This is a genomic window from Parageobacillus sp. G301, from assembly GCF_030268025.1.
Taxonomy (GTDB): domain Bacteria; phylum Bacillota; class Bacilli; order Bacillales; family Anoxybacillaceae; genus Parageobacillus_B; species Parageobacillus_B toebii.
In genome coordinates this window covers 1,206,973-1,226,837 of the sequence record NZ_BSDB01000001.1, presented here as the reverse complement: position 1 = coordinate 1,226,837, position 19,865 = coordinate 1,206,973, and the positions used below count along the sequence as shown (strand labels likewise).

Sequence of the window (19,865 nt, the reverse complement as noted above, 5' to 3'; positions counted from 1 at the left end):
AAAATGGGCGCACGTAAATCATATATAGGCAATAGTATATGGTAGATAGGCGTGAGTCGATGAGGGGAGTAGGTATTCAATGGAAAAGCATCTACATCCTTCGGTGGAGAAATTTAAACAGTTTGTGAAAAAGCATCCGAAAATAATTCAAGAAGTGCGCAATGGTCAAAAAACGTGGAAAGAGTTTTATGAAGATTGGTATTTATTTGGTGAGGATGATGAAATTTGGAAAGCCTATAAACAAAATCAAGAGCCAATAAAACGTAAGGAAAAAAGTAGTAATAGATGGATTGAAAAAATTGCAAATGTAATACAAAATATGGATGCTAATGAGGTACAAAAACATCTTGCGAGTGTTCAACAAGCGATTGACGCAATCCAAAACATTATTACTCAATTTCAAGGAAATGAAAAGCAGCATATGGGGATAACAAAAGATGAACATCCGTTTTCATTTCGTAAAGACTAGAGGGGGTGCCAATGAGAAAAGAGGTTATACAATATATTCGAACGAAAAAAATGCTGCAATCTTTTATTCGCAAAGAGCCGCGCTGGTATCGCCTTCTTTCCCGCTACCCACATAAGCTGCCATCATTTGAGCTTGAGGCGCTTCATTATTATGAGCAGACGATTCCACATAAGGTAGAGAAAATCGCTAATTCCTTGCAAATGGTTTCATTAATGCTTCATATGTTTCAAGCGATGAGTGATTAATTTTTGCAAAAAAGCAAAGACTACTTCCTAAAGGGGAGTGATGTCTTTGCAAAAGCAGCTCGTTATTTTGCTTTTATTTCTTTTCGTCGTTTTAGGAGCGTGCGGAAACGATAAACCGGCGCCAGAAACAAATATCTCAAATGTTGTGTTTGCTATGACTAATCAGGAGAATAAATCATTTCAAGTCAAGCATGTTGTGAAAGGGAAAGATGTATTGATTGAGTGTATTGTCGCTGATTTTCCGTTTCGAAAAGGAACGAATGGGGGACACATAAACGTATATGTAAACGGACAAAAAATAGATGAAGTATATACAGCGGCATTTATGTTGCGAGGATTACCGACCGGAAAACATGTGATACGTCTTGAACTTGTGCATAATGACGGGAAAATAACCGGGTTGTCACAAGAATTTACAGTAGCGATCTCTTAGAAAAAGGTCTGACGAGCAGGTCAGACTTTTTTTAATGCGCAACTTCATTACTTTCCTTTCTGATTCATCTCATGGTATCATTACATTGGAGGTGCCAAAACGTGATCATTGCAACTCTCGAGCGTCTCGAGATTTTAGATAAAGCAGAAGCATTAGCAAAAATGATTGTACAATCGGAATTGGCAGAAGAATACCGCCAATGTTTTCAACGACTGAAGCAAGATCGTGTTGCTCAAGATATTATCGCTCGTTTTACAAAGGCAAAAGAGCGCTATGAGGAAGTACAGCGCTTTGGAAAATATCATCCCGATTATCATGCCGTGATGAAAGAAGTGCGTGAAATAAAACGTGAACTTGATTTTCATGAGACGATTGCTGCGTTTAAAAAAGCGGAAAATGCCATGCAACAACTGTTAGACGAGATTAGCGTGTTAATTGGCAAAGCGGTATCAGATCAAATTAAAGTGCCGACAGGGAACCCGTATTTTTTGTCCATCAGCTGTTCGGGAGGATGCGGAGCAGGGGGAAGCTGCGGCTGCCGCACATAGTATATAAAAGGGGAATGGTGGTATGTTTCCAAAACGCCAAGGGATTATTGTCTGGTTGCATTCATTAAAGCATAGCAAACATCTGCGCAAATTTGGCAATATTCATTATGTTTCGAAACGGTTAAAATATGCGGTTTTATATTGTGATATGGAGCAAGTCGATGAAATGATGAAAAAGCTTGCTTCCTTGCCGTTTGTAAAGCGGGTCGAACCGTCTTATCGACCATTTTTAAAGCTAGAATTCGAATCAAAAGGGGAAAAAGAAAAAGACTCCTCTTATCCATTAGGATATTCGGCGGAGTAAAAAAAGGCTGATTTTCTTTGGAAAGTCAGCCGATTTTTATTTTTATCGCCATTATTGGAGCGGAGGGATAAAACGGTTCATACGCATAATGCCAATTAAGTGTTGATAGTATAAATCTAATTCAGCAAAAAATGTCGAAGGCTTCACTTCTAAATGAATAATCTCCATTCCTAGTTCTTTCGCTAGTTGGGCAAATAAATCGTATCGCTTATTTGGTTTCACACGCGGATTTGGAATTCCTTCCCGGCAAATATACAACGGTTGAAAATCCCCTGGATCTGTTGGATGCAAAACGACAACACACGATGTCACCGGACGGCCGTTTTTCACCGTATGAAAAGCAAAAAGTCCAGACAAACGATGCCGATTTGCTCTGGCAAGTTCAATTAGTTCGTATATATCTGAATAACCTTCCCCTAGCTCTATAAAACGCTGAATCATCTATATCCCCCTTACTATGTTTGTCCATACATAACTTTAATCATTGTTTAACAAAATTTCAAATGGAAAAATAAAAAAAACCCTGCAGCCTATGATCTGCAGGGGTCCTTTACGTTTACTTGCCCCTTGCGCATCGGAAGGAACAAGTAAACTAAAGGAAAAGAAAAGGGAGAGGAGAAACCGGAGGAAGAACTTATGGGGAAACGTAAGTCTTCTCCGTGGTTGGCAACAACATCCGCATGGATGTTGCCATTACTCATTATGGCCGGTTTGCTAATTTTATATACATGTTACTATGAAATTTTCAGCTGTTTTACTATAATAAAGTTTATGATACGATAATGTTGCAAAATTGTGTCAAAATGTGGTGAAAGCAATGAGGGTAATTTCAGGAAAATGTAAAGGCAGACGTCTGCAAGCGGTTCCAGGAATATCAACAAGACCGACGACAGATAAAGTGAAAGAAGCGATATTTAATATGATTGGCCCGTATTTTTCCGGCGGGATGGGTCTTGACTTGTTTAGCGGCAGCGGCGGTCTTGGAATTGAAGCATTAAGCCGCGGGCTTGACCGAGTCATTTTTGTAGACCATGACGCAAAAGCGGTGCAAACCGTCAAAAAAAATGTTGCAACGTGTCGACTGTTAGAACAGGCAGAAATATATCGGAATGATGCAGAAAGAGCGTTGAGGGCAATTATAAAACGCGGGCTTCGTTTTCATTTGATTTTTCTTGATCCTCCATATAAAGAGCAAAAATTGGAGTCAATCCTTTCGTTTATTGATGAACATGAGCTTCTTGAAAAAGATGGTGCTGTCGTTGCGGAACACTCTGCCGAAACACATCTTGCCGAACAAGTTGGTCGTCTTGTAAAGTGGAAACATGAAGTATATGGAATTACCGCGGTTTCAATCTACCGGTACATGGATGTGCAGAAAGGAGAATAGGACATGGCGAGCATTGCGGTTTGCCCAGGAAGCTTTGATCCGGTTACATATGGGCATTTAGATATTATTAGGCGAGGGGCAAAAGTGTTTGATCAAGTGTATGTAGCGGTACTTAATAATTCTTCAAAGAAGCCGTTATTTTCTGTTGAGGAGCGGATAGAACTGTTGCGGGAAGTGACGCGGCCGTTTCCAAATGTGATTGTTGAATCGTTTCACGGCCTGCTTGTCGATTATGCGCGCAGTAAAAATGCGAGTGCGATTTTGCGTGGTTTGCGGGCTGTGTCCGACTTTGAATATGAAATGCAAATCACGTCGATGAACCGTGTTCTTGATGAAAATATTGAGACGTTTTTTATGATGACAAATAGCCAATACGCTTTTTTAAGTTCCAGTATTGTCAAAGAGGTAGCAAAGTATAATGGCAATATTTCCGACTTAGTGCCACCTGTTGTAGAGGAAGCGCTGAGAAAAAAATTTGCTTCCCTTACTTCTAACGAACGTAATGAAAGCTGACTTAAAAGAAGCTTCTTTTAAGTCAGCCTAATTTTATTTTGTCTTTATTCTATGACCTTTTTTTGCCATTGAGCAGCAGTAAGCCATATATATAGACATAAAAAGACGATCGTAATGATTGGTCCGAATTGATGCAACAGCTCCCAATAATGGTTGATCCAGCTTGGTGAGCGTTCTATCAAAAATGTTGGAATAACGCGCATATTTCCATCGGCTGGGTGGACGTAGAGCGGTTTCCATAGTATATATGTAAAACATGCGGCAAAACATCCATGCATGATTCTGGCGATAAAAAATGGTTTAAAGCGGATGTTTGCTTCAGCGAGGATGCTTGCTACTTGTGCTTGCACGGAAAATCCGCCAAAAGCAAGAATAAAGCTTGTTGCAATGGCTTTTTCCAACAGTTCGGCCTTATCGGTTTGGCTAATCATCTGACTGCCGAGCGTAATTTCAAATAGACCGGAAATCATCGGAATACTTAGTTCTTTTGGAAGTTGAAATAAGTGAAGAATATACTGGAAAATAAAGGATATATATTCCGTAATATGCATCATGTAAAGCAGCTTATTAATGACGGAAAAGAGAATAATAAACCCACCGATCATCAACAATGTTTGTACAGAAGACCGAACGGCGTCTCCTAGCAATTTTCCAAGCGGCTGTTCGTTTTTTAGACGGGTTTCATGAAGCACTCGGAATGCGTAAGGAAAAGAAAACAAATGACTCGGTCGTTTTTGCTTTCCCTTTTCTTGTGATTTTCCATGAAATCGCATAATCATTCCTACACAAATGTTTCCTATATAGTGGGAAAGTGCTAAAATAATGCCAAGATTTGGATTGTGAAAAAATCCGACCGACACCGCGCCAAAAATAAACAATGGATTGGATGAATTAGTAAATGAGGCTAACCGTTCTGCTTCGATCGTAGAAATTTGCTTTTCTTGATAAAGCCGTGCAGTTAGTTTTGCTCCTGATGGATAGCCGGAAGCCATTCCCATCGCCCAAACGAAACCGCCAACGCCAGGAACTCTAAAAAGCGGCCGCATAAGCGGTTCTAACAAAACTCCAAGCAAATTAACGACACCGAAGCTAATCAATAATTCAGAAACGATAAAAAAAGGTAATAGTGATGGAAAAACGACTTCCCACCACATATTTAAACCGCGGATTGATGCTTCTAATGATTGCTGAGGATAGCAAATTAATGACAGCGCAAATAAAGTAACCGTTGAAGCGAGAAAGACGGTTTTTGCTTTTGGTTTCATATCTGTTCTGCCTCCTGGTAACGACACATCCTCTCTCCCCTTTTTAACGCCTTATTACGTGTACAACCTCATATAGTTTAATATACGAGTATAGGGGGGAGTTTTAGACCATAAGATGAAACCAGGCGGTCATGTAGAGAGGAGAGAAACGGTGTTCCCAAAAATTGGGTTAGCGCTAGGTTCTGGAGGAGCGAGAGGTTTCGCGCATCTTGGGGTACTGAAAGTATTGGAAGAGGAGAAAATCCCAATTTCCTACATAGCCGGAAGCAGCATCGGGGCGCTTGTCGCTGCTTTATATGCTAGCGGTCTCGGCCTTGAGCGTTTATATAAGTTAGCAAAGTCGTTTCGTCGAAATGATTACATCGATTTTACGATTCCAAAAATGGGGTTAATTGCTGGAAAGCGAATTACCGAATTTATTCGGCTTCTTACAAAAGGGAAAAAAATTGAGGAACTGTCCATCCCAGTGGCAATTGTAGCGACTGATTTACAGACAGGTCAAAAAGTGGTGTTTCGTCAAGGGGATGTTGCCCGTGCCGTACGAGCCAGCATTTCCATTCCCGGCATTTTTGTCCCTGAAAGAGTAGACGGGCGATTGCTTGTAGATGGGGGAGTTGTTGATCGCGTTCCTGTTTCCGTTGTCCGAGAAATGGGTGCGGATATTGTTATTGCAGTCGATGTTTCCCATGTGAAAGTGGACGGAGAAATTACGTCGATATTTGATGTGATTTTACAAAGCATCGATATTTTGCAAGACGAGCTTGTCCGATATCGTCAACTTGCCTCTGATGTGATGATTCGGCCGCACGTGGAGCAATATAGCTCGCGAGCATTTACTCATGCACAAGAAATTATTTCCATCGGGGAACAGGAAGCACGCAAATATGTGCCAAAAATCCGACAAGCAATTCAAAATTGGAAGGAGCATTCACGCTGATGAAAAAACGAATGTATGTGGTGGCATTTCTCTTTGGCGTCATCATAGCATTGATGCTTATTTTTATTAAATTTCCTTATTACGTTACGATGCCTGGAACTGCGCAAGACTTAAAGCCGCTTGTTCATGTGGAGCATGGGGATGATGATGAAGGAACGTTTATGCTAACGACGGTGAAAATGGGGCGGGCGAATGCTATTTCTTATTTTCTTGCACATGTTCGCTCCTTTTATGAACTATATCCGCTAGAAGAAATAAAACAAGAAGGAGAAACAGATGAGGAATATACGATGCGCCAGCTTCAGCTTATGGAGCAGTCAAAAGAGGCAGCGATTGCGGTTGCCTATAAAAAAGCGGGGAAACCCGTTTCTTATAAAGCAAAAGGCGTATATGTGATGAGTGTGCTTCCACATATGCCGGCAGAGGGGCAATTAAAAGTTGGCGATCGCATTATTGAAATAGACGGAAAAAAGATGGATACATCGGAGCAAATGGTGCAATATATTCGTACAAAGAAAAAAGGAGATAAAGTTCATATTACATTTGTGCGTGATAAAAAGGAAAAAGAGGCAACTCTTACATTAATGCCATTTAAGCATAATCCAAAACAAATAGGTATAGGGGTTTCGCTTACTACCGATTATGACATTGCTACAAACCCGCCAGTCCGCATTGATTCGGAACAAATCGGCGGGCCATCAGCAGGATTGATGTTTTCGTTGGAAATTTATAATCAACTTGTTGAAGAAGATATTACGAAAGGGCATAAAATTGCCGGTACAGGTACGATTAATATGAACGGCGAAGTCGGACCGATCGGCGGCATTTCGCAAAAAATTGTTGCTGCTGATCGGGAGGGAGCAGAAATTTTCTTTGCACCAAACGAAAATGGGGCAGCGGATTCGAACTATCGAGAAGCAGTGAAAACGGCAAAAAAAATCGGGACAAAAATGAAAATTGTTCCAGTCGATACGTTTGATGATGCGATTCGTTATTTAGAAAATTTAAAATAGCCATCGTAAAGCGGCTGTTATTGCAAAAGAGGAGGGGTAGCGTACTCCTCTTTCAGCACATTGGTGCGAGCGGGTTCAGGAAATATTGCAGCATAAGCAAAAGACGCCTTTTTTTCTTGCTGGTAAATAGGGTCATGTTTTAAATTTGACACTTTTGTGACGAGCGGAAGCGGCAGATGTTTTTTTACATGTTGTAAATAGCAGCGCCCGTTGTTGCTCATTCCAAGCAAACGAATATATGTCGGCGTTTCTGTTTTTTTTCGCTGGTCTTTTGTAAAATTCGTTAAAATATGAGTGCATATTCGTTGCAGCCGCGTCCACGTATATCGTTTTGTTTTGATCGAGTTCATAAAAGCAGAAAACGTCGGGGCGGAAACAATTTCCTGCTTTAGGCGGTGTTCGATGCCTTCGTCGACGCCGGCGATTTGGCGCAGCTCCGCCTCTTCCGCTGTCATGATGCGATACTTTAAAAACGGAAAATAGGCTTCCCAATCATGAAACATGCCGTATGTATCATAATATTGCTTGAGTGTTTGTTTTGTAGTGCCTGGAATATACGGGGCGATGGTTTCTAAATGTGCAAGCGACCCTTTAAGCGCTTTTCTTAAGCTTGTCGCGCTAGCGATCCATGGATGAGAGAACGTTTTGTCATGATAATCGGAAGCGATGCGGCGAATTGTACGCGGAGTGATCGGAATTTGTTGTTGTAAAATCGCTTTGACATACGCAAGACCGAGCACATTGTTCGGCTTAGATAAATCAAGGTTAGTGGCGTTCAATCGTTTCCAGGCTTCTGCGTTCGCCCGCGGATAGCTTACCCCTTCCTGAAGCGCTTCTTGTACATAACTGTCATGCTGCTGTTTTTGCTTTAAAAACGTTTTTGCCGCATCGATAAATGCAGTTATATTTCCGCTTTCACTTCCAAAGCAAATTTCTTCACAAAATAAGGAATGCAGCAATGTAACCGCGCCGCTGGCAAATCGCTCAGCAGATTGAACCGCAAATGCATACGGCAGCTCAATGACAATATCTACCCCGGCTGACAATGCCATTTTTGTTCGCGCCCATTTTGATACGAGCGCAGGTTCTCCGCGCTGCAGAAAATTTCCGCTCATGACGGCAATAATGCAATCTGCTCCAGTTAGTTTTTTGGTTTCTTCTAAGTGATATAAATGCCCGTTATGAAACGGATTATATTCGACGATGATTCCGACCGCTTTCATTTTGCTCTCCCTGCTGTTTAGTTGTTTTTTCAAAAGAGTGATAAATTTTATATAAACTGACAACAATTATACTGTAAAGAAAAAATATTGACAAATGGGAAAACGAAACGTATAATTTTCTTTGTTGTCTTGAGGTGATTTTTTATGAAATGGACAGTCCATCAGCTTCATCAGTTTCATCATAAAGAAATCGTTATTGATGAATATGTTGATGTCTCTGATTTAAAAGAGATTGATAAATTGATCCGCGATATTTCGCCTGTGCATGTACAAGGAAGGGCAGATATCGGTTCGACAAAATTTACGTTTCATTTGCAAGTGTCGGGAACGATGGTGCTGCCTTGTTCGCGGACGTTGGTCGACGTTTCGTATCCATTTTCGGTCGAAACGACGGAAACATTTTTTATGAATGATTATGATGTAGTATCGACAGATGAAGATACGCATCTGGTGAAAGACGAAACAGTAGATTTGTTACCGATTATCAAAGAACTTATTCTTTTGGAAATTCCATTGCAAATATTTGCGGAAGAAGAAACGGTGCAGGACGGGGCTCCGCAGTCTGGAGAAGGTTGGGAAGTCATTAAAGAAGAGCGTTGGAAAGCGATGGCAGAAGAACAGGCCAAGCAGAAAATCGATCCTCGTCTTGCTGCATTAGCGAAGTTTTTTGATAAAGACAAAAAAGAGTAAGCGAAGTAGCCGGGATGATCCGGGCTTTTGATACTTCGACATGCTGATAAGGAGGTGGGAAGCATGGCAGTACCTTTTAGAAGAACATCAAAAACAAGAAAAAGATTGCGCCGCACTCACTTTAAATTGCAAGTGCCAGGCATGGTAGAATGCCCAAATTGCGGTGAAATGAAATTAGCTCATCGCGTATGCAAATCTTGCGGAACTTACAAAGGAAGAGAAGTTGTTAACAAATAATTATCTTTAACAACAAGCACAAGGAAGGAAAGTACTTGTGCTTGTTGTTTTTTTATTTTTAGCTAGAAATAAGCAGGAAATTGCACGCCTGATGCCCAATTGATTTTAAGGAAAGGAGGAAAGGCAAAAATATGAAAGCGGCTATAGTAGAATATGACACTAATGGGATTGTTTGGTTTGCTATTCACCGCCCTGAAAAACGAAACGCGATCAATTTTGAAGTAATGGACAAGTTGGAAGAAACGATTGCGATGGTAGAAAAAAATGATGATGTGAAAATGCTCGTCATTACGGGGACAGGTGATGAAGCGTTTTGTTCAGGAGGGGATTTAAGCAAATTTCAACATTTACATACGACAGAAAATGCAAAACAGATGTTAGAAAAGATGGGGACGATTTTGTATTCATTGCTTACGTTGTCTAAACCAACTGCCGCGCTCATTAACGGCACTGTTATTGGCGGCGGTTGTGAGTTAGCGACAGCATGTGATTTCCGCTATGCGAAATCTGGAAGTAAAATCGGCTTTATTCAAGGAAAACTTGGAATAACAACTGGTTGGGGCGGAGCGACAATGCTTTTTGAAAAACTTCCGTACACTCAAGCGCTTGATATACTTTTGCGTGCAGAAAGAATAAGCGCAGAAAAAATGTACGAGTATGGATGGATACACGCGGTGCTGCCAGGAAACAATTTGCGGGAAGAATGCCGCGAGTTGCTTGCCCCTTATTTATCACAATCGGTTTCTGTATTGCGTGCATATAAAATGGCAGCTGCAGAAAAGTGGAAAAGCGATGAATTTCGGATGAGATTTTTTGCGGAAATCCGCCGTTGTTCCGAATTATGGGGGTCAGAAGAACATAAAAGAGCTATCCAATCTTTTTTAAATAAATCATAATTTTTCCCCTTCTATCTTTTCTATTAGCTGCATAAATATAGTAAAAAAGCAGCTATAGAGGGGGGAAGAAGATGACAAGTGTACGTCAGGATGCGTGGACGCAAGACGAAGATTTGCTATTAGCAGAAGTCGTATTGCGCTATATTCGCGAAGGAGGCACGCAGCTTCAGGCTTTTGAAGAAGTAGGACAGCTTTTATCACGCACCGCAGCTGCATGCGGCTTTCGATGGAATTCCTATGTTCGAAAGCAGTATAAAGAAGAAATTGAACTAGCGAAAAAACAGAGAAAGGAGAGAAAAAAAGAAGCTGCGGCTAGTGAAGAAAGAGAACGAAAAAGGAAAGAGGAAATAACAGATAAAAACTTGACGTGGTCTGATGTCATCACATTTTTGCAAACACATGGGCAAAAGGCGTATGATTCGCAAAGAATTGCGGATGAAAACCGCGCTTTAAAGAAAGACATGGAGCAATTACAACAAATGATTACAAAACTCCAAGCCGAGAAAGAAGCATTGCAAAAACAGCTATTTGCTGTGCAAGAGGAGTATAAAACATTGCTTGCCATCATGGAACGAGCAAGAAAAATGGCGGAGCTTGAAGAAGAACAAGAACGAAAGGCTCCACTCTCGGAAGAAGCGGTTCTAGAAAAAGTGGAAAAATCGTAAAAGGCTGACCTCACCGTCAGCTTTTTTTCTTAGCGGATAAATTGGCTATTTGCTAAAATAGGAATAGCATGGATTGATGGAAGGTGAGGAAGAAATTGTGAAAATTGGAATTGTTGGCGGCGGAGCCATTGGCCTATTAATCGCTGCTTATTTAAGTAATGAATATGAAGTCACTGTTTATACAAGACGTTCAGCACAAGCGCAACGATTAATGAACGAAGGATTGCGGTTTGTGAAACGCGGAGAAACAAAGCGTATTTCACTTCAAGCCATGGCATTTGCGGAAGCGAATATTAACGATGATCTTGTTTTTATAACGGTGAAGCAGTATGATATTGCAACGATTATCAATCGCCTAAACCAGTTTGATCAGGCAAAAACGGTTGTTTTTTTACAAAACGGGATGGGGCATATTAAGTTGCTTTCTCCACTCATGGAGAAAAATATTATTGTTGGAATTGTCGAGCACGGTGCTCTCAAACATGATGATCGTACGGTAGAACATACAGGGATTGGAAAAATTGTGCTTGCAAGCTTGTATGGGACATTTGGACAAGCTGTAAATTTATCGGCAAAGAGCACCCCTGATTTTCCATTTGAATTTGCTGATGATTGGGAGAATGTGTTAGTGAAAAAACTGATTGTGAATGCAGCCATTAATCCGTTGACAGCACTTTTACGCATCAAAAACGGAGATTTGCTTAAGGTGAAACCATATTATGAAATGATGAAATTGTTGTTTTCCGAACTTAAGCAAGTGTTGCCGATCGGAGACGAACAAAAGGCATGGGAGCATATTGTGAGTGTTTGTCAAAAGACAGCAGAAAATTACTCATCAATGCTAATGGACATTTCCCACAACCGAAAAACAGAAATTGACGCCATTTTAGGCTATGTTTTAGAAAGAGGGAAAGAACTTGGTGTTGCACTGCCGCTTTCACAATTTTTATTTTATGCCATAAAGGGGTTGGAAGAAGGGGGAACGAAAAATGAATGAGCTGTTTGCGCATCTGATCGCGGCATTCGTTACGATGCCGTTATTATCATTTTTTCTCGTTTATTTTTTTTCCCGCAAATTATTAAAAAGAAAACGAAAGTCGTTTTATGTGGCAGTGAATGTTTCGACACTTTTTTTTATTATTGCTGTACACTTTTTGATTACTGTCCTTTCAGGAAAATCGTATTTATGGCACATTGTCTTCTTTTTACTGATTATGCACATGTTGATTTCGATCGGGTATTGGCGCAAAAAAGAAGATTTTCATTTTTCCGCTGTTTTTCGCTTGTTTTGGCGGACAAACTTCTTATTGTTTTCCTCGCTTTATTTTAGTCTTCTTGTCTACGGAATAATTGTGAGAGTATCTAGCAATTTGTAAGTAAAAAAACTTGGATGACAGTGAGCAACTGTTTTTTCATTTGCAAAAAAGAAATGCTATACTCATGTAAGAACATGATAAGATAAGAAAGGAAGTTTCTAAAAATGGAAGTTCGGGAAATTTCTCTGGCTGCTGCGACGCCGTTAGCAACCGATTACATAAATGGCACTTTTCCGATTGAAAAAGGTTTTTCTTACTCCCTTCAGGCAGAAGATGTGTTTTGGAGGCGGCTCGATGACATAAAAGGAAGAACGTATCCACGCCGCGAGCTTGTGGAATATTTGCGTTCGTATCACCAACGATTTCACGCGAGTCCTCAAACATTTTACAATATTGAAAAATTGCTTCATCCTGAAAGTGTAGTAGTAGTGGGCGGGCAACAAGCAGGATTATTGACTGGGCCGCTTTATACCATTTATAAAATTATCTCGATTATCAAGCTTGCTAAAGAGCAAGAAAGAAAATTAGGAGTGCCGGTCGTTCCGATTTTTTGGATTGCTGGTGAAGACCATGATATTGCCGAAGTAAACCACGTGTACATTGCCGAAGATGGAAAAATTAAGAAGTATGTTTATCCTGATATTCCGCAAGAAAAGCGCATGGTATCAGATGTACGATTAGATCATCAAGTTTGTTCCACTTGGATCACCAATATTGTAAAAACATATGGAGAAACAGAAACGACAAATAAGCTGCTTGATTTTCTATTCCGATGTTTAGACAAATCGGAAACGTTCGTTGACTTTTTTGCTTCTATCGTTTTACGTCTATTTGCTTCTGAAGGATTGGTTGTTCTTAATGCAGCCGATGTCCCGTTGCGCGCAATCGAGAGCAGCTTTTTTACTGCTTTGATTGAATGCCATCGCGAGGTGACGGATGCTGTTTTGCAAAAGCAGCATCAGCTCCGGCAACTCGGATATAAAAATATGTTAGATATTCCTCCGCATTGTGCAAATTTGTTTTATTATGATGGGAGACAACGGTGGCTGCTCGAGCATGATCCACAAAAAGAGGTATTTCGTAGTAAAAAAGGAGAAATTGCTTTCTCCAAAGATGAATTAATACAACTTGCTAAAACCAAACCTGGCCATTTAAGCAATAATGTCGCGACCCGTCCACTTATGCAAGAATTTTTGTTACCGACATTGGCGTTTGTTGCTGGTCCTGGAGAGATTGCATATTGGGCAGAGCTGAAAGAGGCGTTTCCGATATTTGGTTTCAAAATGCCGCCAGTCATTCCGCGGGTCAGCATCACTATTGTAGAACGTTCCATTCAAACCGATTTAGCTGAAATCGGGCTCGATATCACTGATGTTTTCAAAGGACGGGTAGAAGAAGCGAAACAGCAATGGTTGGCGCAGCAAACTCGTTATCCGCTTGAAGAAATGTTTGCGAAAGCAAAAGCGGAAATCGAAGAGATTCATCGCCCGCTTCGGGAATTTGGAATGGAAATTGATCGCGGATTGGCGGGGTTGTTGACGAAAAATGCAACTCTTCTTCAAGCGCAAATCGATTTTCTTCAGCAAACATTGCAACGAGCATTAATAAGGAAATATGAGGTGGAGTTGCGAAAATTTTCTCGTGTGGAAATGTCGTTAATGCCGAATCAAGCGCCTCAGGAGCGGATTTGGAATATTTTCTACTACATCAATAAATATGGGTTCAATTTTTTAGAGAAACTTTTACATCTTAATTACCAATGGAACGGCATGCATAAAATTGTATATATATAATAGTTTTTACAAGAAAAAGTCGAAAAGAAAAGTCCTGTTTTATGCAGGATTTTTTTTTATTGAAATGAAATAGTAGACATACAGAAATTAAAATGGAAATAAAAGTAAAATAACAAACATTGGTTCGTGTTTATTGTGATCCGCCGAAATACGACAAAAGTAAACAGAAGAAGACGAGTTTTTACAAAAAAAGCTAAAATTTTGTTGGGTTTTGCAGTATAATAAATAAATGATCGCTCTATATGAAATAACGAAGCTTGCCTAGCTGGTTTTCCACAACGTTAATTTTCGTATGCCATATGTTGCAGCAATGAGCGATTAAAGGTGGTGAACATGTGTTTCAACATACGACAGTGCTATTAAAGGAAGCAGTAGACGGCCTTCATATAAAACCGGATGGAATTTATGTCGATTGCACCCTTGGCGGTGGAGGACATAGTGAATATTTACTTTCACAACTGTCAGAGGATGGAAGGCTATTTGCGTTTGATCAGGATGATATGGCGATCGAGTATGCGAAAAAAAGATTAGCTCGTTATGAAAAGCAGGTGACGTTTATTCGCAGAAATTTTCGCTTTCTTGCGGAAGAGCTAGTGGCGAGGGGAGTTCATAGAGTGGATGGAATCTTGTTTGACTTAGGAGTGTCCTCACCGCAGTTAGATACACCAGAACGAGGATTTAGTTATCACCATGATGCACCGTTAGATATGCGAATGAATCGCGAGCAATCATTAACTGCTTATGATATCGTTAATCATTGGCCATATGAGGAGCTCGTACATATTTTTTTCCATTATGGTGAAGAAAAATTTTCGAAGCAAGTGGCGAGGAAAATCGAAGAAGTTCGCAAAGAAAAGCGAATTGAAACAACCGGGCAATTAGTTGACATCATTAAAGAAGCAATCCCGGCGCCGGCAAGGCGAAGCGGAGGGCATCCGGCCAAACGAATTTTTCAAGCGATACGAATTGCCGTAAATGATGAGCTGCAAGCATTCAAAGAGGCGATTACACAGGCGATTGACTTATTAAAATCAGGTGGAAGGATTAGTGTTATTACGTTCCATTCATTAGAAGACCGTATTTGTAAAGTGGCTTTTAAAGAAGCAAGCCAAGGTCCACAGCTTCCTCCTGGGCTTCCGTTCATTCCTGACCAATACCGCCCGGCATTAAAAATTATCACGAAAAAGCCGATTGTCCCTTCCGAGGAAGAGATCGAACATAATCATCGCGCGCGTTCCGCAAAGCTGCGTATCGCCGAAAAGCTATGAACAAAAAAAACGATGTTGAATCACTAATGACAGGAGGGAAAAACAATGAATAATACGGCAGTAAAAATTCATGAACGACAACGCCCGTCATCACGTCCGCGCACTAGAAAGCAACGAAAGCTAAAAATTCGCTTCACGTTAGGGGAAAAGCTTTTATTCCTATCGTTTTGCGCATTTGCTATGTATGCGGCAGTGCATATTGTGTCCAATCAAGTGAAGATTTATCAAGTGAACAAAGAAATTCAGCAGCTACAAGAAACGGTTCAAGAACAGAAAAAGCAAAATAATGATTTATATGTTGAAGTTCAACAATTAAGCACATATGAACGGATTTTGCAAAAAGCGAAAGAACTCGGTCTCTCGCTAAACGAAAATAATGTAAAAGTTGTACAGGAATGATTGCCGATGGAAAGGAAAAAGCATAGCAATACACATAAAGGAGCAGCTATATTATTTTTCTTATTCAGTCTGCTCTTTTTTGTGTTATTGGCTCGTTTTATTCAGTTGCAGGTAACGGGAGTTGCTGATGGTCAAGTGTTAGCGGTAAAGGCGGAGGAAAAGTATAAGCAAAAACGAATGATCGAAGCAAAGCGCGGAACCATTTTTGACCGAAATGGCGAAGTGCTTGCTCAAGATGTGCCGTCATATACAGTTATAGCTGTCCTTGATCCAAAAATGACGACAGATCCTGATCATCCGAAACATGTTGTTGACCCGAAAAAAACAGCAAAAAAATTAGCCCCATTGCTAAAGATGGATGTAGATGAAGTGAAACGAATTTTAACAAAAGATGCAAAACAAGTGGAATTTGGCGCAAATGGACGAAATATTAGCTATGAGCTGAAAGAAAAAATTGAAGCATTAAAACTGCCAGGGATTGGGTTTATTCGTGATACAAAACGATTTTATCCAAATGGCAATTTTGCCTCGTACGTAATTGGTTACGCACAAAAAAATAATAAAAATGAAACAGTCGGAAAAATGGGGCTTGAGAAAAGTTTAGATAAGTATTTGCGTGAAAAAGACGGTTACGTATCTTTTGCCGGGGATATCAGCGGATTTCGCCTTCCAAATACGAAAGAAACCGTCGTTCCACCGGATAATGGAGCGAATGTTTATTTAACGATCGACCAAAAGATTCAAACGTTTTTAGAAGATGCGATGAACGATGTGGAAAAACAATATAAGCCGAAAAAAATAATTGCGATTGTTGCAGATCCGAAAACGGGAAAGATCTTAGCAATGGGAACAAGACCGGGTTTTGATCCGAATAAGCGCGATATACAAAACTATTTCAACGATGCGATTTCCTATCCGTATGAGCCTGGTTCGACAATGAAAATTTTTACGCTTGCGGCTGCAATTAATGAAGGTGTGTATAACGGAAATGAACAGTATCGGTCTGGCTATTATAAAGTGGGACCAAATATTATTCGTGACCATAACAAAGTAGGTTGGGGAACGATTACGTTTAACGAAGGAGTGCAACGTTCTTCCAACGTTGCTTTTTCTATTTTAGTAAAAGAAAAGTTAGGAGAAGACCGCTTTTTGCAATATTTGCATCGTTTCCATTTTGACAAAAAAACTGGTATAGACCTTCCAGGAGAAGCGGTAGGGCAAATTCATTACAAATATCCGATTGAAAGAATAACGACAGGATTTGGACAAGGAACATCGGTGACACCAATCCAACAAATTCAAGCTGCGACCGCGATTGCAAACGGCGGAAAAATGATGAAGCCATATGTGGTCGATCGTATTGTTGACCCGGATACAGGAAAAGTGATTGCAAGAAACAAGCCGGAAGTAGTAGAACAACCAATTACGAAAGAAACGGCTAAACAAGTGTTAGATATATTAGAAACGGTAGTTACTTCGGAGAAAGGAACGGGGCGTCCTTATCAAATTGAAGGGTACCGAGTTGCTGGAAAAACAGGAACAGCACAAATTCCGTCACCAAGAGGAGGATATTTAACCGGATATGAAAACTATATTTTCTCTTTTTTAGGAATGGCCCCGAAAGAAGACCCGCGTTTAATTATGTATGTCGCAGTTCAGCAGCCAAAACTATCCTATACGGAGACAGGGGCAGCTCCTGTTTCACATATTTTTACTAGCGTGATGAAAAATAGTCTTCAATATTTGCACATTCAGCCTTCTTTCAATAAGAAGACGTCAAAAGAAAAATCAAAAGGAATTGAAATCAGTTCTTACGCGGGGCGTTCTACAGAAGAAGTAGTGAAAGAACTAAAGGAAAAAGGGCTTGTCCCAATTGTAATTGGAAATGGGCGTCAAATTGAAGAACATATACCGTTATCTGGTGATAAAGTAATCGCCGGAGAGCGGGTTGTGTTAAAAACGGACGGGGAAGCAGTGATGCCGGATGTACGCGGCTGGTCGCTAAGAGATGTAATGAAAGTAGCGGAACTGCTTGAGCTTCGTCCGAGCACGAAAGGAAATGGGTATGTCGTCAGCCAAAATATTCGGCCAGGTGCATTAGTAAAGAAAGGTGATTACTTAATTGTAGAATTAGAAGAACCGCGAAAATGGAATGAGAGAATGGAACAAGAACAAAAAGAAGCATCCAAGAAAAAAAGCGACGGACCAGTGGATTGATTTAAGACGTTCTATAATGAAGCGTACAAGCATATAGTGGAACGAGCCTATCATAAAGGAGGTTCCACTATATGCGTGTTTCCCACGTCACTGTCCGCAAACGGCTAATGATCGTGTTTCTAGTTGGGGTGTTTATTTTTGCGATTATTGACATTCGTCTCGGATATGTTCAATTTATATTAGGTGATATGTTAACAGAAAGAGCGAAAGATTCATGGAGCCGAAATATTCCATTTGAGCCGAAGCGCGGAGAAATTTTGGATCGCAACGGCGTTCCGCTCGCTACGAATATGAGCGCTCCAACAGTATACGTCATTCCGCGCCAGATTGAAAATCCGGCCGAGACGGCAGAAAAGTTAGCGAAAGTGTTAAATATGCCCGTCGAAAAAGCGTATAAACATATTACGAAAAAAACGTCGATCGAACGCATTCCAGAAGGTAGGAAAATATCGAATGAAAAAGCAAAAGAAATTCGGGCACTCGGATTAAAAGGGGTATATATCGCGGAAGATACGAAACGTTATTATCCGTTCGGCAGTTATTTGTCCCATGTTTTAGGATTTACCGGCATCGATAACCAGGGCTTGATGGGATTAGAGCTCTATTATGATAAAGAATTGAGCGGTCAACGCGGTTCGGTGCAATTTTATTCGGACGCAAAAGGAAAAAGAATGCCTAATATGGCAGATGATTATACGCCGCCAACAGATGGGCTAAATTTAGTGCTCACGATTGATTCGCGTATCCAAACAATCGTGGAGCGGGAACTCGATATTGCCGAAGCAAAGTATAATCCAGACGGCATTATTGCAGTTGCAATGAACCCGAATACGGGAGAAATTTTGGCAATGGCGAGCCGTCCAACATTTGACCCGGCAAACTATCGAAACGTCCCAGCGGAAATTTATAACCGCAACTTGCCGATTTGGAGTACGTATGAACCTGGTTCGACGTTTAAAATTATTACGCTTGCTGCGGCGTTAGAAGAAAAAAAAGTAAATTTATTGAAAGATCATTTTTATGATCCAGGATATGTAAATGTTGCCGGTGCAACATTACGTTGCTGGAAAAAAGGCGGGCATGGATCGCAAACTTTTTTAGAAGTTGTGCAAAATTCTTGTAACCCAGGTTTTGTAGAGTTAGGGGAACGCCTTGGGAAAGAAAAATTGTTTCACTACATAAAGGAGTTTGGCTTTGGTGAAAAAACAGGCATTGACTTGCAGGGGGAAGGAACTGGAATTTTATTTGATTTGAAACGCGTTGGACCTGTCGAACAAGCAACAACGGCCTTTGGGCAAGGGGTGTCGGTGACACCGATTCAGCAAGTGGCAGCTGTTTCTGCGGCAGTAAATGGCGGAATTTTGTACACGCCATATATTGCGAAGCAATGGGTTGATCCTGAAACAGGAAAGGTAGTAAGCCGCAATACGCCAAAGGCGAAGCGACGCGTTATTTCCGAGGAAACGTCGAAACAAATTCGTTATGCTCTAGAGAGCGTTGTTGCACAAGGGACAGGAAAAGGTGCCTATATAGAGGGATATCGTGTTGGTGGAAAAACCGGGACAGCACAAAAAGCAAAAGGCGGCCGATATTTAAAAGATAATCATATCGTTTCTTTTATCGGATTTGCTCCGGCGGATGACCCACAGCTTGTCGTTTATGTTGCTGTCGACAACCCGAAAGGAACGGTTCAATTCGGTGGTGTGGTCTCTGCTCCAATCGTCGGAAAAATTATGGAGGATAGTCTACGTACACTTGGCGTGAAACCACGCAAAGGTCAAATAGAAAAAGAACGGGCGTGGAATGATCCCAAAATGGTCGAAGTTCCGAATTTAATCGGCTTATCAAAAAAAGACTTGCAAGAGCAACTTTTTAACTTAAAATTAGATGTTAGTGGAGAAGGTGATGTTGTTATTGAGCAAGCTCCAAAACCTGGTGTGAAAGTGAAAGAAGGTTCCACTATTCGCATTTACTTAGCGTCAAAGACATCATTTTCTAAAGAAGAAGTTCGATGAAAGCGATCAATATATCGATGTATCAAGGGGGC

General features: G+C 40.7%; 23 protein-coding genes. 20 read left to right on the top strand and 3 right to left on the bottom strand.

Annotated elements, in window-relative coordinates; genetic code table 11:
- Positions 1-79: 79 nt before the first annotated feature.
- The 5 genes from QSJ37_RS06190 (at position 80) to QSJ37_RS06170 (ending at position 1,999) form a co-directional block, all read left to right on the top strand.
- Positions 80-469, top strand: coding sequence for a YlbD family protein (locus tag QSJ37_RS06190; protein ID WP_285754360.1), 390 nt, complete (start codon positions 80-82; stop codon positions 467-469).
- Positions 470-480: 11 nt separating this feature from the next.
- The gene (locus tag QSJ37_RS06185; protein ID WP_285754359.1) at positions 481-714 is read left to right on the top strand and encodes a YlbE-like family protein; all 234 of its coding nucleotides are present in this window, start codon (positions 481-483) and stop codon (positions 712-714) included.
- 40 nt (positions 715-754) lie between these two features.
- Positions 755-1,147 (top strand): hypothetical protein, encoded by a 393-nt coding sequence (locus QSJ37_RS06180; protein WP_285754358.1) that lies wholly within the window; start codon positions 755-757, stop codon positions 1,145-1,147.
- A 101-nt stretch (positions 1,148-1,248) separates the two neighbouring features.
- Positions 1,249-1,695: a YlbF/YmcA family competence regulator gene (locus QSJ37_RS06175; RefSeq protein WP_285754357.1), complete on the top strand. Its 447-nt coding sequence runs from the start codon at positions 1,249-1,251 to the stop codon at positions 1,693-1,695.
- Between the two features lie 22 nt (positions 1,696-1,717).
- A complete protein-coding gene (locus tag QSJ37_RS06170) occupies positions 1,718-1,999 on the top strand; it encodes a YlbG family protein (RefSeq protein WP_062753515.1) in 282 nt (93 codons plus the stop codon).
- A 51-nt stretch (positions 2,000-2,050) separates the two neighbouring features.
- Here the strand turns inward: QSJ37_RS06170 and QSJ37_RS06165 are convergent, their stop codons facing one another.
- Positions 2,051-2,440 (bottom strand): DUF7147 family protein, encoded by a 390-nt coding sequence (locus QSJ37_RS06165; RefSeq protein ID WP_015863335.1) that lies wholly within the window; start codon positions 2,438-2,440, stop codon positions 2,051-2,053.
- A gap of 376 nt (positions 2,441-2,816) precedes the next feature.
- On the opposite strand from QSJ37_RS06165, the gene rsmD reads away from it, so the two are divergent.
- The gene (gene rsmD / locus QSJ37_RS06160; RefSeq protein ID WP_285754356.1) at positions 2,817-3,386 is read left to right on the top strand and encodes a 16S rRNA (guanine(966)-N(2))-methyltransferase RsmD; all 570 of its coding nucleotides are present in this window, start codon (positions 2,817-2,819) and stop codon (positions 3,384-3,386) included.
- Positions 3,387-3,389: 3 nt separating this feature from the next.
- The gene (gene coaD, locus QSJ37_RS06155; protein WP_015863337.1) at positions 3,390-3,899 is read left to right on the top strand and encodes a pantetheine-phosphate adenylyltransferase; all 510 of its coding nucleotides are present in this window, start codon (positions 3,390-3,392) and stop codon (positions 3,897-3,899) included.
- 44 nt (positions 3,900-3,943) lie between these two features.
- On the opposite strand, the gene ylbJ is transcribed toward coaD, so the two are convergent.
- Complete coding sequence (gene ylbJ / locus QSJ37_RS06150; RefSeq protein WP_285754355.1) at positions 3,944-5,164, bottom strand: sporulation integral membrane protein YlbJ; 1,221 nt, start codon at positions 5,162-5,164, stop codon at positions 3,944-3,946.
- Positions 5,165-5,315: 151 nt separating this feature from the next.
- Here ylbJ and QSJ37_RS06145 point away from each other — a divergent pair, with 151 nt between their 5' ends.
- The gene (locus tag QSJ37_RS06145) at positions 5,316-6,101 is read left to right on the top strand and encodes a patatin-like phospholipase family protein (protein ID WP_285754771.1); all 786 of its coding nucleotides are present in this window, start codon (positions 5,316-5,318) and stop codon (positions 6,099-6,101) included.
- On the top strand, positions 6,101-7,114 hold the full coding sequence (locus QSJ37_RS06140; RefSeq protein ID WP_285754354.1) for a SepM family pheromone-processing serine protease: 1,014 nt from the start codon (positions 6,101-6,103) through the stop codon (positions 7,112-7,114). Before QSJ37_RS06145 ends, QSJ37_RS06140 begins: the two co-directional genes overlap by 1 nt.
- Positions 7,115-7,131: 17 nt before the next feature.
- On the opposite strand, the gene QSJ37_RS06135 is transcribed toward QSJ37_RS06140, so the two are convergent.
- On the bottom strand, positions 7,132-8,337 hold the full coding sequence (locus QSJ37_RS06135) for a nucleotidyltransferase (RefSeq protein ID WP_285754353.1): 1,206 nt from the start codon (positions 8,335-8,337) through the stop codon (positions 7,132-7,134).
- Between the two features lie 144 nt (positions 8,338-8,481).
- Here QSJ37_RS06135 and QSJ37_RS06130 point away from each other — a divergent pair, with 144 nt between their 5' ends.
- From QSJ37_RS06130 to QSJ37_RS06080, 11 genes are all read left to right on the top strand, one after another.
- Complete coding sequence (locus tag QSJ37_RS06130) at positions 8,482-9,027, top strand: YceD family protein (protein WP_285754352.1); 546 nt, start codon at positions 8,482-8,484, stop codon at positions 9,025-9,027.
- Positions 9,028-9,090: 63 nt separating this feature from the next.
- Positions 9,091-9,264 (top strand): 50S ribosomal protein L32, encoded by a 174-nt coding sequence (gene rpmF, locus QSJ37_RS06125; RefSeq protein ID WP_003251950.1) that lies wholly within the window; start codon positions 9,091-9,093, stop codon positions 9,262-9,264.
- Between the two features lie 131 nt (positions 9,265-9,395).
- Entirely contained in the window at positions 9,396-10,160 is a 765-nt protein-coding gene (locus tag QSJ37_RS06120; RefSeq protein WP_285754351.1) for an enoyl-CoA hydratase/isomerase family protein, read from the top strand.
- A gap of 71 nt (positions 10,161-10,231) precedes the next feature.
- Positions 10,232-10,825, top strand: a complete 594-nt coding sequence (locus QSJ37_RS06115; protein WP_285754350.1) for an RsfA family transcriptional regulator — start codon at positions 10,232-10,234, stop codon at positions 10,823-10,825.
- 97 nt (positions 10,826-10,922) lie between these two features.
- Positions 10,923-11,822 (top strand): 2-dehydropantoate 2-reductase, encoded by a 900-nt coding sequence (locus QSJ37_RS06110; protein ID WP_285754770.1) that lies wholly within the window; start codon positions 10,923-10,925, stop codon positions 11,820-11,822.
- The gene (locus QSJ37_RS06105) at positions 11,815-12,201 is read left to right on the top strand and encodes a DUF3397 domain-containing protein (RefSeq protein WP_285754349.1); all 387 of its coding nucleotides are present in this window, start codon (positions 11,815-11,817) and stop codon (positions 12,199-12,201) included. Before QSJ37_RS06110 ends, QSJ37_RS06105 begins: the two co-directional genes overlap by 8 nt.
- Before the next feature lie 104 nt (positions 12,202-12,305).
- Positions 12,306-13,934 carry a bacillithiol biosynthesis cysteine-adding enzyme BshC gene (bshC, locus tag QSJ37_RS06100; RefSeq protein WP_285754348.1) on the top strand — a complete coding sequence of 543 codons (1,629 nt, stop codon included), beginning with the start codon at positions 12,306-12,308 and terminating at the stop codon, positions 13,932-13,934.
- 335 nt (positions 13,935-14,269) lie between these two features.
- Positions 14,270-15,202: a 16S rRNA (cytosine(1402)-N(4))-methyltransferase RsmH gene (gene rsmH, locus QSJ37_RS06095; protein WP_285754347.1), complete on the top strand. Its 933-nt coding sequence runs from the start codon at positions 14,270-14,272 to the stop codon at positions 15,200-15,202.
- 45 nt (positions 15,203-15,247) lie between these two features.
- Entirely contained in the window at positions 15,248-15,601 is a 354-nt protein-coding gene (ftsL, locus tag QSJ37_RS06090; protein WP_285754346.1) for a cell division protein FtsL, read from the top strand.
- Positions 15,602-15,607: 6 nt separating this feature from the next.
- A complete protein-coding gene (locus QSJ37_RS06085; protein WP_285754345.1) occupies positions 15,608-17,818 on the top strand; it encodes a penicillin-binding protein in 2,211 nt (736 codons plus the stop codon).
- Positions 17,819-17,889: 71 nt separating this feature from the next.
- A complete protein-coding gene (locus QSJ37_RS06080) occupies positions 17,890-19,833 on the top strand; it encodes a stage V sporulation protein D (RefSeq protein WP_285754344.1) in 1,944 nt (647 codons plus the stop codon).
- Positions 19,834-19,865 lie beyond the last annotated feature (32 nt).